This window comes from Enterococcus sp. AZ095b (assembly GCF_051714725.1).
In the GTDB taxonomy this organism is placed as follows: Bacteria; Bacillota; Bacilli; order Lactobacillales; family Enterococcaceae; genus Enterococcus_B; species Enterococcus_B pernyi.
Window position 1 is genome coordinate 1,602,154 of sequence record NZ_JBIOSL010000001.1, and the last position, 12,908, is coordinate 1,615,061.

10 protein-coding genes and 1 pseudogene are annotated in these 12,908 nt (G+C 39.1%); all 11 read right to left on the reverse strand.

Annotation, left to right across the window (positions count from 1 at the left end):
• The gene (locus IGJ99_RS07720; RefSeq protein WP_023519754.1) at positions 1-1,110 is read right to left on the reverse strand and encodes a PTS fructose transporter subunit IIC; all 1,110 of its coding nucleotides are present in this window, start codon (positions 1,108-1,110) and stop codon (positions 1-3) included.
• Positions 1,111-1,137: 27 nt separating this feature from the next.
• The gene (locus IGJ99_RS07725; protein ID WP_010735334.1) at positions 1,138-1,452 is read right to left on the reverse strand and encodes a PTS fructose transporter subunit IIB; all 315 of its coding nucleotides are present in this window, start codon (positions 1,450-1,452) and stop codon (positions 1,138-1,140) included.
• A 23-nt stretch (positions 1,453-1,475) separates the two neighbouring features.
• On the reverse strand, positions 1,476-1,925 hold the full coding sequence (locus tag IGJ99_RS07730) for a PTS sugar transporter subunit IIA (RefSeq protein WP_010735333.1): 450 nt from the start codon (positions 1,923-1,925) through the stop codon (positions 1,476-1,478).
• 1 nt (position 1,926) lies between these two features.
• Complete coding sequence (locus IGJ99_RS07735; RefSeq protein WP_438748112.1) at positions 1,927-3,834, reverse strand: BglG family transcription antiterminator; 1,908 nt, start codon at positions 3,832-3,834, stop codon at positions 1,927-1,929.
• Between the two features lie 280 nt (positions 3,835-4,114).
• A complete protein-coding gene (gene clpB, locus IGJ99_RS07740) occupies positions 4,115-6,727 on the reverse strand; it encodes an ATP-dependent chaperone ClpB (protein ID WP_077151292.1) in 2,613 nt (870 codons plus the stop codon).
• A 377-nt stretch (positions 6,728-7,104) separates the two neighbouring features.
• Positions 7,105-7,598 (reverse strand): annotated as a pseudogene (locus IGJ99_RS07745) (GrdB-related putative oxidoreductase).
• Between the two features lie 17 nt (positions 7,599-7,615).
• A complete protein-coding gene (gene celB, locus IGJ99_RS07750; protein ID WP_438770730.1) occupies positions 7,616-8,968 on the reverse strand; it encodes a PTS cellobiose transporter subunit IIC in 1,353 nt (450 codons plus the stop codon).
• A 76-nt stretch (positions 8,969-9,044) separates the two neighbouring features.
• On the reverse strand, positions 9,045-9,380 hold the full coding sequence (locus tag IGJ99_RS07755; protein WP_010735328.1) for a PTS sugar transporter subunit IIB: 336 nt from the start codon (positions 9,378-9,380) through the stop codon (positions 9,045-9,047).
• Positions 9,381-9,427: 47 nt separating this feature from the next.
• Complete coding sequence (locus tag IGJ99_RS07760) at positions 9,428-10,375, reverse strand: N(4)-(beta-N-acetylglucosaminyl)-L-asparaginase (RefSeq protein ID WP_010735327.1); 948 nt, start codon at positions 10,373-10,375, stop codon at positions 9,428-9,430.
• Between the two features lie 168 nt (positions 10,376-10,543).
• Entirely contained in the window at positions 10,544-11,845 is a 1,302-nt protein-coding gene (locus IGJ99_RS07765; protein ID WP_169058369.1) for a Sapep family Mn(2+)-dependent dipeptidase, read from the reverse strand.
• A gap of 10 nt (positions 11,846-11,855) precedes the next feature.
• A complete protein-coding gene (locus IGJ99_RS07770) occupies positions 11,856-12,584 on the reverse strand; it encodes a GntR family transcriptional regulator, LSA1692 subfamily (protein ID WP_062805169.1) in 729 nt (242 codons plus the stop codon).
• Positions 12,585-12,908 lie beyond the last annotated feature (324 nt).

The window sequence follows — 12,908 nt, forward strand, 5'->3', positions numbered from 1 at the left end:
TTACGCTTCCCATTGTTCTTCCCAAGCAGCTTCATCAAATTCTTCAACTGCTGATTCTACTTCTTGTCCAGCATCTTTTGAACGTAGCACGCTAGTTAGGATCGCGATAAACAACGCACCTGTAGCGATCGAAAGTACATAGATCGGCCATTTTTCTACGGTGAACCAGCCATAGAATCCTGAGATCGGTGCAGTGTTCACTGCCCCTAAACCAACTGCCAGCGCAGAACCTAAAGCAGAACCAATCATATTGATCGGGATAACTTTCAATGGATTTTCAACGGCAAACGGGATCGCTCCTTCAGAAATACCGACAAGCCCCATGATCACAGCTGATTTCCCAGCTTCTTTTAATTCATTGTTGTATTTATTTTTCGCAAAGATCGTGGCTAACCCTAATCCGATGGGTGGAATGATGATGGCCACTTGTGCCGCAGTATTTGGTGCATAAACATTACTAGTCAATAGTGCCATTGCTGTGGTCACTGCCGCTTTATTGACTGGTCCACCTAAGTCAAATCCAACCATTGCGCCAACGACCGCTGCCATAACGATGGCATTCCCACCACTTAAACCGTTCAACCATGATTCTAAACCAACGTTCAATGCTGCAAATGGCGTCCCAATCACATAATTGACTAATAGAACGGTGATCAATGTGCCTAATACTGGTACTAGAAATACTGGTACAACGGATGCCATTGATTTTGGCAATTTGATTTTGTTTTTGATCAACAAGCACGCATAACCAGCAATCAGACCAGAAACGATGGCGCCTAAAAAGCCTGCATTGATATCTTTCACTAGCATCCCACCAATTAAACCAGGAGCAATCCCTAATTTGTCTGAGATCGAATAGGCAATAAATGCGGAAATCACTGGGAACATCAAACCAAGGGCTGTGCCACCGAAGCCATCTAAACTATGCAATAAACGAATGATTGCATTACCACTCTCGCCATGAGAACCGTCCCAAATATCAACAATCCCGTAAAATGAACCACCCACACGAGAAATGGCCATGATGACCGCTCCAGCGATTACCAAAGGTATCATATAAGAAATTCCTGTTAAAACATGATTTTTGATTTCACTTGCTATTTTTTTCATTTACTTTCTCCCCCACTGATTAATTGATTAGTCGATCATTCCTAAAGCTTCTTCGATGACTTTTTCGGCATTCTTGATTGGTGCTGCGACTGGTACTTTTAAGATTGTTTTTCCTTTGAAACGCTCTTCATTTCTCACTTTTGTATCCACTGCAAAAATAACGACTTCGCCAATGTTGCAATCTTTTTCAGTCAATTCATTTTCGATACCTGTTGCTCCTTGTGTTTCCACTTTGATCAAATCTCCACGTTTTGCTGCTGCTTTTTTAAGTGCTTGGGCTGCCATATACGTATGAGCGACCCCTGTAGCACAGGCTGTAACTGCGATAATTTTTCTTTTCATCTCTTTTTCCTCTTTTCATTTGTTTATTCGCTTAATAGTTTCGCGATTTGTTGTTTATCTGTCTCATTTTTTAACTGTGCCGTAATGTCATCATCCATCAATTTCATCGCAATTTCAGATAAGATCCTTAGATGAGTATCCCCTTTTTGTGACTCTGGGATCGCCAATAATATGACCACAAAGACTGGCTCTTCATCTAATGATTGCCAATCGATTGGTTGTTTCAATCTAGCAAAAACAATTGCTGGCTCACTGACTGCTTCACTTTTCCCATGAGGAATGGCAATATTGTTCCCAATGCCTGTCGTCGAATGTTCTTCTCTTTCTAATACAGACTGGATATATGCTTCTTTGTTGTTGATTAAGCCGTTATTCGTTAGAACTTCCCCTAATTGACGAATCGTTTCTTCTTTGGTTGTACTCTCCATATCTAAAAAAATATGATCAGAAGGTAGTAAAGTTGCAATGCTCATATTAAAATTCCTCTTTCAAATAGTTTTTGATCTCATTTTTTGTTCCCTTTAACAAATAGTTTTTTTCACCAGATTCGATGATCTCTAGCATGACATCATAGATTTCTTCCAGCTCTTGTGCTGTTTCATCTTTAATACAGATGAAAAATAAATATTTGACTTTCGTTTCTCCCCACATCAATTCATTAGCTAATCGTAAAAAGACGATCGCCGATTTTTTAACATATTTAGGGGCCCCGTGTGGTGTTGCAAATTTTCCAAAAGAGGTAAAAGAAAGCTGTTCTCTTTCTAAAGAAGAAGAGATGATTTTTTCTTCTGCGTATCCTTTTTTAATCAATTGTTGTCCTACGAATTGGATCACTTCTTGATAGTCTGTGAATGAATGATCCAAAAAGATCAAGTCATCTTTGATCAACTTCCCAAAGTGATTCGTTGATTTGATTGGTTTATTTTGGGCATTTTTTAAAAATTGCTCGATTTTCTGACGTTCTAATTTGTTGAGAACCGGTGAAACATTGATCGTTGGTATCGTCTCTAGGTTCAAGTTGACAGTCGATATCACCAGATCTTCATCGATCGATGTCTGCATCAACTCTTGGATCGAAAGTATCCTAGAAATTTCGATCTTCTCATAATTTCTACGAAGTCGGGCAGCCAAGAGTTGTGAGGTGCCTTTGCCACTGCTACAAACAAGTAAGACACTGACTTTCTTTTGATGTTTTTCTTCTTTTTGCTCTTTCATTGCTTGGATATGGACAGCAAGAAAAGCGACTTCATCTTCTGGGACGTTGATGGAAAAATCTTGGCTTAAGGCATTCGCTAATTGGATGGCTTCTGTAAAAGCCACAGGAAAGTTTTTCTTCACATCTTGTAAAAAAGGATTATGGATCAATAATCCTTTTTTGATACGCAAGACTGCTTCTTTGATGTGCGTAACTAACCCTAAAATGATACTTTCGTTGTAAAGGGTTACATTTTCGTGAATCAATTGGCGAATGTGTTCATCTGTCACTTCATGCATTTGCTTCGTTTGTTCAAGCAATGTATCACCTTCTAAGTGTAAGAGAATATAACGGACTTCAGAAGAAGGTAATGTCAATAAGAAAGTTTTTTCTAATTTTCGAATGAATAAATCAAATGGTTTATTTTCTCTGACTTTTCCAAATACTCCTTCACTTTCTAAATAGTTATCTTCTCTTACGCGATCAATCATAATCAACAGATGGAGCAATAATGAATGGTAGGTCGTATCATTCAACCTTATTTGTGCCTCTCTTAGGTATTCCTGTAATAATGTATCAACTAATGTGATGTTCTTCATGTCGATGAACTCATTGACAAAAGGAGGAATGCCTTGGATCGAGTGTAGATATAGTTGATTCTTTTTGGTGATTTTCCAATTACTACCCCAAAAATAGTAGATTAGATCAAATGCTAAGCGTCTTTTTTCTTGCTCTGATAAGTTTAGAAATGAACCTTTACCAGGCAGGCGATCGATGCTAACGTTGAAATGGCGGAAAATCTCATGGACTTGGTTCATATCACCTTCTAATGTCGATTTGCTTATAAATAGTGTATCTTGTAGTGCTTGGCGAGTGAAATAGGTCTTTTTTTTCAAGAGTTCAAAACAGAGGAATTGGATACGTTCTTTTTTAGAAGCTGGAACTGTTACCATTGTCGTCGTATCAAGCTCACTTAGTACTTCGTTTGGATCACCGTTGATCGAGACACCAACTCGTGGTTTTCTAATTAGTTCGATGGTTGTTCCGCTAAATAGTTCATCGATCAATTTTAATGATTGTGAAACTGTTTTATTCGATAAATTCATGTGTTTCGCTATTTTTGTGACCGTCGTATGTTCGTTCATCAAAATATATTGAATGATTGCTTTTTCTCGTTCCTTGATCATCACACTATCACCTCATCTACATTTCCTATCTTAGCTTGTCTACCGATTTATGAAAACACTTACTTTTACCGTTTTGAATACAGTAAATCATAGGTTTAGCCGTTAACTTGACGACCACCATTCATTTTCTAGTTCTGGTCCTTCAATGAACCATGTAATTGTTTATTAAGTATAGACGAAAAAAAATACCTGTCAAAGTGCAGACTATCAGTAATAGTCTTTTACTTTGACAGGTAATGCTTTCCCCTTCTGTCATGTATAAGGGTAGTACAAGCGTTTCTTATGATTCATCTTCGGGTAAGTTTTCAGTTGCGAATGCCAAGTGGTGATCAAACAAAGTGATCGTTACTTTCGATTTTGGCATGATTTTACCAGCTACGATTTCTTTAGCCAATGGCGTTTCAACTTCTTTTGTGATGAATCGTTTCAATGGGCGTGCGCCATATGCAGGCTCGTACGCATTTTCTGCAATCCATGTTTTTGCTTCGTCACTGATTTCCAAAATGATTTCTTGATGTTCTAAACGATGTGCCAAATGAGAAATCATCTTGTCAACGATCCCTTTGACATTGTTTAGACTTAATGGCGTAAAGAGGATCGTGTCATCAATACGATTCAAGAATTCTGGTTTGAAATGACCACGAAGGATCGTTCGCACTTGTTCTTCGACTTCTTCTGGAATCGTTCCTTCTGGGGTGACACCTTCTAACAATAATTGAGAACCGATATTGCTTGTCATGATCATCACCGTGTTTTTAAAGTCAACGAGACGACCTTTGGAATCCGTCAAACGACCATCGTCTAATACTTGTAATAAAATATTGAAGACGTCTGGATGTGCCTTTTCAATTTCATCAAGCAAAACGATCGTATATGGGTTTCGTCGCACAGCCTCTGTTAGCTGTCCACCTTCTTCGTAGCCAATGTAGCCTGGAGGCGCACCAACTAAACGAGAAACGGCATGTTTTTCCATGTATTCACTCATATCGATCCGCACCATATGCTCTTCAGAATCAAACAAGTTTTCTGCTAAAGCTTTTGCTAGTTCGGTTTTACCGACACCAGTTGGTCCTAAGAATAAGAATGAACCCAATGGTCGGTTTGGATCTTGTAATCCCGCACGAGAACGAATGACCGCATCACTTACTGCGTCTACCGCTTCATCTTGCCCAATGACACGTTTATGAAGAGTTTCATTCAACTTGATTAGTTTTTCGCGTTCACCTTCCACGAGTTTTGTTACTGGAATCCCTGTTAAACGACCTACGACTTGAGCAATTTCATTTTCAGTGACAGATTCTTGTACCATCTTGATGTCACTGTCTTTTGTTTTTGCTTCAAGTTCTGCTAGTTCTTTCTCTAATTGTGGAATGGTACCATGACGCAAAACAGCAGCACGCTCAAGATCATAATTGTTTTCTGCGTCTTCTAATTCATGTTTTGCCTTATCGATTTCTGCACGTTTAGAAGAAACGGTATTTACTTCTTCTTTTTCAGTTTCCCACTGCATCTTCATCGCATTGGCTTCTTCTCGAAGATCGGCTAGTTCTTCTTGTAAGTTCTTCAAACGTTTTTTACTTGCATCATCAGATTCTTTCTTCAAAGCTGCTTCTTCGATCTCCAACTGCATCAATCGACGAGTCACTTGATCTAATTCCGTTGGCATGGAATTCATTTCCACTCGGATCGTAGCACTTGCCTCATCGATCAAATCAATGGCTTTATCAGGTAAAAAGCGGTCTGTGATATAGCGATCGGATAATGTAGCTGCCGCAACCAAAGCATTGTCATGGATATTGACGCTATGGTGGATCTCAAAACGCTCTTTCAATCCTCGAAGAATACTGATCGTATCTTCAACAGTTGGTTCCTTAACTAATACTTTTTGGAAACGGCGCTCTAACGCTTTGTCCTTTTCCATGTATTGGCGGTATTCATCTAAAGTAGTCGCCCCGATCAAATGAAGTTCCCCACGAGCTAACATCGGTTTAAGCAAGTTACCGGCATCCATACTACCTTCCGTTTTTCCTGCACCGACGATATTGTGGATCTCATCGATGAACAAGATGATCCGTCCATCGCTTTTCTTCACTTCTTTCAAGACTGCTTTTAAGCGTTCTTCAAACTCCCCACGGAATTTTGCTCCAGCAATCAAGGCACCCATATCTAAAGAAAAAATGGTTTTATCTTTTAAGTTTTCTGGTACATCTTTGCGAACGATACGTTGCGCTAATCCTTCAACGATCGCTGTTTTACCAACACCAGGTTCCCCGATCAACACAGGGTTGTTTTTAGTTTTACGTGACAAGATCCGGATCACATCACGAATTTCTTCATCTCGGCCAATGATCGGGTCCATTTTGCCACTACGAACTTGTTGGACGAGATCGACACCATATTTTTCTAACGCTTTATATTGTTCTTCTTGATTTTTTGAGGTCACACGCTCTCCTCCCCGCATGTCTTCGATATTTTTACGCAATTCTTTTTCATTCAGTCCCTGTTTTGTCAAATAAACAGTCAGTGGATAATTTTTTAATTTCATTAAAGCTAATAGCACGATCTCAGTGGATAAGAATTCATCACCAAAACTTTCTCTCAATTGATCCGCTTCATTCAATAAATGAAAAAGATTTTGACTAAGATTTTGTCCGTATTGGACATTGCTGCCTGAGACTGTTGGATACTCATCTAACACTCGATCAATCTCTTGTTCAAACGCATCTGCATCGATACCTGCATCTGTATATAGATTACGGCCAAAATGATTTGGCTGTAAAAAGATCTTCCATAAATGAACGATGTCGATTTCTTGATGTTTTCTTGTCATCGCTACTTGTTGTGCTTCTGCAATCGCTTCTTGGAGCGTAGTTGTCATTTTTTCACTATTCATATATTTCCCTCCTGTAGTAGAAGTTGTTTGGTCAAAGTCAACTATAACTTTCTCTAACGTCTATAACATCCGTCTAAAGTCTCGTTTTCTTTAACCTTTACATGATTATTATACTCATTTGGTCAGCTTTGGTCAAAGATTATACTCTCGATTATTAAAAAATTTGAGAAAAAAGTTACGGTAAATTTTGTCTGTCACTCTATACCAAATAAACGTCAAAAAAGAAACCTCTATAAAATAAGGGCAACAACCACAAGCATTTATAGAACAATTTCGTGATTGTTACCCTTAATTCTAGAGGTTGATTCTATTCCGACCTAGAGGTATTTATTTCTGATGATTGCTTAGCACAAACTAGTTGATTCATCGAAATCTAGTCATGATGATTGATTTTGATGAGCGAGGATTGAAATAAAGTGACTGATATTTTTATATGAATCATTTAAACCAATTCCGCCTTTTTTAGGCATTTTGATTATGTTGATCTTTTCAGTGTAATTGGCAAAGGCAGGATTCTCTTCAGACATCGCTGCTACACTGGGAATTCCTTGTTCGCTGAAGGCCAAGGCTAATTGGGCTGCCATCATGCCAAAATTAGCATAATGCATCGCGGTCCACAAAGAACAGCATCTGCACTAAATTTTTTGGCAAATCCTACAAATTTTTTATTCACCTCTTCTTGGTGATCGAGATAATACTGATCACCACAATACAATGTAGCAATGATTTCTGTATCGTGTTCTTGAAAAAGTGGATTTAAGGTACGCCCAGGTCCAAGGGCTGTTTTTTTGCCTCCAGGAGATAGCTGGGCATTTTCATCACTGCCCAAGCCTGCAGTTAAATGATTGAGAATCAAGACTATTTTTTTCATTCCTACGGCCTCTTTTCCTATAAATCATCAAAATCGAATTCGTCAAAATCGATTTCTTCTTCTTCCTGTATCGCCTCTGCTTCTTCTTTTAAATACTGATTATCTAGCACTTTGATAAAAGGATAATAAATAGCCATTCCTAGTAGGATCAGTAATGCTTGCAAAACAGATGCCTGCCACCCACTAACTATGAAGCCAGAGATGATCGGTGGTGTTGTCCACGGCAGTTGAATACCATTTGTATAGTTTACTAATCCTAAATCCATACAAAAATAGGAAATGATGATATTGATCGTGGGTACGAGTGCAAATGGAATAAGTAAGACTGGATTTAAAACAATTGGTAAACCAAAAATAATCGGTTCATTGATTCCAAAAATCCCTGGTACTAGTGACAATTGCGACAGTTTTTTCACTCGTTGGCTTTTGCATACTAGAATCATGACTAGAATCAATGAAAGCGTAGATCCCCCACCACCAAAAGTAGCAAACATATCTTGAAATTGACCTGTGATGATATTTGGTATATCTGCGCCATTTTTGAAAGCATCTAAATTTTCAACGGATAGTGCTCGTAAAATCGGATTGAATACTGCCCCAACCACACTCGAACCGTTGATACCGAAAAACCAAAAAAAGTGCAAGAATAAGTAGGCTATGATCATCGCGCCTAGAGTATTTCCTAAGCTAAGTAAAGGAGTTTGTAGGAACTTAAATAGTATTTCTTGTAAATTACCATATGAGGTTAGATTGGCTAACCAATTGACAATCATAAAAAGAGTAACAATCACAAAACTTGGGATCAACGCTTCAAAGGATTGTACGACGGTTGGTGGCACACCTTCTGGCATTTTGATCGTCCAACCTTTACGTAATAAAGCGACAAAGAATCGGGTAGCAACCAAAGCCACGACCATCCCTAAGAACAGGCCACTAGAGCCCATCCAACGTAATGGCAAGCTTCCTACTTCATAGACTTCAGTGGAGCCTTCTGGTGTAAACAGGGTTGTAAAAGGGGTCACGATAAAAAAAGCGACCAATGAAATAATTGCCGCTTGCATGGCATCTACTTTAAATTGTTTTGCCAGACTATAGCCAATACCCCCAACTGCTAAAATCGTCATAATATCAAAACTTGCCGTGGCAGGCATATTCAACATCGTTGACCAGTTATCTCCGAGAATATGGCTCATCGTTTCATTCCAATTTGGAATTGGAAAATTAGTCAAAACTAAAAAGAGCGATCCTACGATCAATAAGGGTGTTGATAGCAAAAAACCATCACGAATCGCAATCAAATACTTGTTTTCACCGATTGTTTTCGCCATTGGTGTTAACACACGTTCTAACCAATCCAAAAATTTTTGCATGTTTCTTCCTCCCATCCAGTTGCTTTATTTTTGTTTGAGGACATAATTCTTCGATCGAAAATCTCATTTTGCCACTCTACTTTGTCGCTTTTGATTTTTTGATCAAACCCAAGACATCTTTCAACGCTTTTTCTCCGTCCATCATGCCATATGTTTCTGGAGCAATCGTGCCAACAGGAATCCCCATTGGGTCAAACGTTTCTTTCATTTTACTCGCTAAATGACGGACTTGAGGCCCTAATAAAATAGCCACAGGTTTTTCTTGTGCGACTTTTTCTTCCGCATGGATCGCAGGAAAAGCGGCAATTTCTAATGGCATTTTGTGTTTTCTGACGACGTCCATCATTTTATTGACCATAATACTTGTTGACATTCCTGCTTCACAAAACAAATAAATTTTTTTAGTTGTCATATTTATTCCTCCATTTTATTCTTGTTAACCGTTTATCCGATTCGCTGTTAAATTGGTGCTTTGATACGTGCTTCATAGGCATCAAGCCATTCTTGCGTGATTGGTGTGATCACTGTCGTCTGATCTGGACCAGGGTTAGCCATGAAAATTGCTGGTTCTTGAGCCATCGTTGCAACACTAAATGTAAATTCAACGTTCGTAGCTACCCCCCATTCGCCATATTTATCTAATGCTATTAACGAGAACGCCCCCGCTTTGCCATAACGTTTGCGCAATCGCTCATCAAATCCATAAACGGCTCGATCACAAGCCACTTGTGGCGTACATCCATTCCCCATCAATCGAACGATTTCATAAGAGAGACAGCCCTTCATAAGATCTTCCCCTAAGCCTGTAGCTGCTGCACCGCCAATCGTACTATCCACATAAAATCCCGAACCAGATAATGGCGAATCTCCTACACGTCCATGTTTTTTCATAAACAAACCGGAACTGGATGTTCCTACTGCCATCTGTTGTTGCGTATCGAGCGCGACAACTCCGACCGTATCATGGCCATCATAAGGATCTAAATTCAACGTGGCGATTTCTTTTACTCGTTGTTCCCATATTTTTTTTGCACGTGCCGTTAACATATTTTTTCGTTCAAAACCAGATAGCATTGCATATTCTGTTGCTCCTTGCCCTACTCGAAAACTATTGAATTTTTCATCGCTTAATTGCCGAGCAACAGAAATCGGATTGGCTACATCAGTAATCCCAGCAACTGCACCAATCTTAAATGTTTCTCCATCCATAAAAGCAGCATCCATTTCTACGATCCCTTTTTCATTTGGTAACCCACCATAACCAACGGATTTATAAAATGGATAATCTTCTACCACTTTGATCGCCGTTTCCACAGCATCTTTACATGAAAACTGTGCTTCTAATTGTTGTTTAGCGGCCAAGACACCTTCATGTGCCATGCGCCAGGTTGCAATCATTCCCCACATTTTTTTCCCTCCATCACCTAACATTTGTAGCGCTTTCAAGCATATTCTATATGGTATATACTATTATGTCTATACTAAAAAACGAGTTTCTTTTTAAAACTCATCGTTTTATTAGAAACTCGTTTTACATGAAATTTATTTTTCAATTGTTTATTCTATCTGAATGTTTTATTCTGTTAATGCTTGGAGGCTGCGCATGTAGATTTCTAAATTTGTTCTTAAATCTGCGGAATCCATATATTCATTCGCCGTATGGGCAATTCCTTTTTGCCCTGGAAATGAAGGGCCAAATGCTAAGATATTCGGCATTTTACGCGCATACGTGGCGCCTGTTGTTGTCACTGGTTTAGGATCATTACCGGTGACTTGATGATAGATTGTTGAAAGTATATCGATTTTTTTTGACTCTTCCGTCCGACAAAATCCAGGAATACTACGAACGACTTCTAAATCAACACCTAAAGGCAATTGGTTTTTCAAACGTGACACGACTTGTTTTTCTGATACGGTCACCGGGTAACGTAAGGCAATTTCTAATAGCAAGCCTTCTGGAGACTTTTGCAGCACAACAGGTGTCAAAATCAACTTGCCTGAATCTTCGTCTTCAAACGCTAAATCGATCCCTTCTCCAAAATGTTTTTGATGAAAGCTTTGACAAATCCAGCGGAAATAACCCTGTGCAACTGGCGGGATCATTCGTTCTTCAGTTAGTTTTGTCGCCAAGATCGTGATAGCATTTTCTCCTAACTCAGGCGCGTTACTTGGTGCTCGTTTACCACTGGCGCTTATTTCTTTTTTGGCAATTCTCACGTGCAATTGGTCTGGAACATGATCACGGAACTGGTCCCCTTCGAATCGACTGATTTGTTGATGTTCCTCTTCAGGTAAAGTAAAGTGGAGTACAACATTTACGATACCACGTTCGCCATAGACCACAGGATATTTACAATCGGGCGTGAAACCAAATGACGGAGGGCTTTCCTCGGCTAAGTAATGAGAAATATCTGACATGCCACTTTCTTCATCCGTTCCAAAGATGATCCGCAGATTCTTTTTTGGCTGGTGACCTAGGTCTTTTAATAGTTTCATGCCATACAGACAACAAATGATAGGCCCTTTGTTGTCTAATATTCCTCGACCATAAAAACGATCCTTTTTCTCACTGAGATCAAACGGTGGAAACTCCCATCCTTGACCAGCAGGGACAACATCGAGATGTCCCAGAACCCCGATATACTCACTTCCATCATTTCCCCACTGGGCATAGCCGATCGCATCATCGATTACTTTTGTTTGGAACCCATATCCGGCACTTTTGTCCATGACCAAAGAAAGAACCGAGCGTGCTTCTATACCAAAGGGTGCTCCTGGTCCAGCTTTTGATTTAACACTAGGAACTTGCATGACTTGTTTGAGTAAATCCAGAAAATCCAGCCAATTCTCTTCAATTGCTGTGTTGATTTGATCCATTTTTCACCTCTCATTTTTGACGTATCAATGTATTCTTAAACGTATATTGATCTGCACGATAAAAAGACGTGTCGAACAATATCGGTTTAGCAGAAGGAGAATAAGTCATCGAATGGACGAGAAGCATTGGATCATCTTCTGATACATGCAATAACTTGGCAATATCTGGCGGACTTATAACTGCTTCAACTTCTTGATGCGCGTAGCCAATCTCAATGTTTTCTTCAATTATTTCATACAATGAAGATGCCAGCTGAGCTTGAGGGATCTCACCACTTTCATTTTGCAAATAACGTTTTAGTATATAGAGGTTTTCTACTGTCATTGGTTCATCATCAAAGTAACGTAAACGAGACAGATAAACCATGGCTTCATTTCCATAGTCAGCGAACATCTGGCGAATCTTCAGCGGTACTTCTTTTATGATTCCAACTTGCAATACTTCTGTCCGGGTCTTTTTTCCTTGAGCCTTGGCAGTTTCAGTAAAACTTTGTAAGCCACCGGAACCGCTTTGGATCTTCGGTTGCTTCATAACATAAGTTCCTTTTCCTCTTTCTTTCACTAAAATATTTTGACTGATCAAAAGATCAATTGCTTTGCGCACCGTCAGTCGACTGCATTGAAATTCTTCCGCTAAATCATAATCTGAAGGTAACTTTTGACTGGTCACGTAAGTTCCATCATTGACTCGTTGTGCAATTTTTTCAGCTATATCTTGGAAAACCGCTTGTTTTTTCACTTTATTACCTACTTTCTAACTACGTATCATTCATCAAACAGTCGATTCGTTCTGACACCAAAAGTCAAACGTCTAAAAGTTGAACGGTTAAAAAATGAAAGAGCAACTTTTATCGTCTTTTATCCTGTTTGTAGGATGAGTAAAATCAAGAAAATCTTTCTTGTCGAGAGCTAAGCTTTCTATTTATTTTATATACAGTATATACCATTAAGTATAGACTTTCAGCAACTAATCGAGGGATTTTAATTTTACCCTTCCGGTGTTGATTGTTTCTTCCATACATTTGGGAAACTGGCTTGTTTTAGAGATAGCAACGTCTAGCCT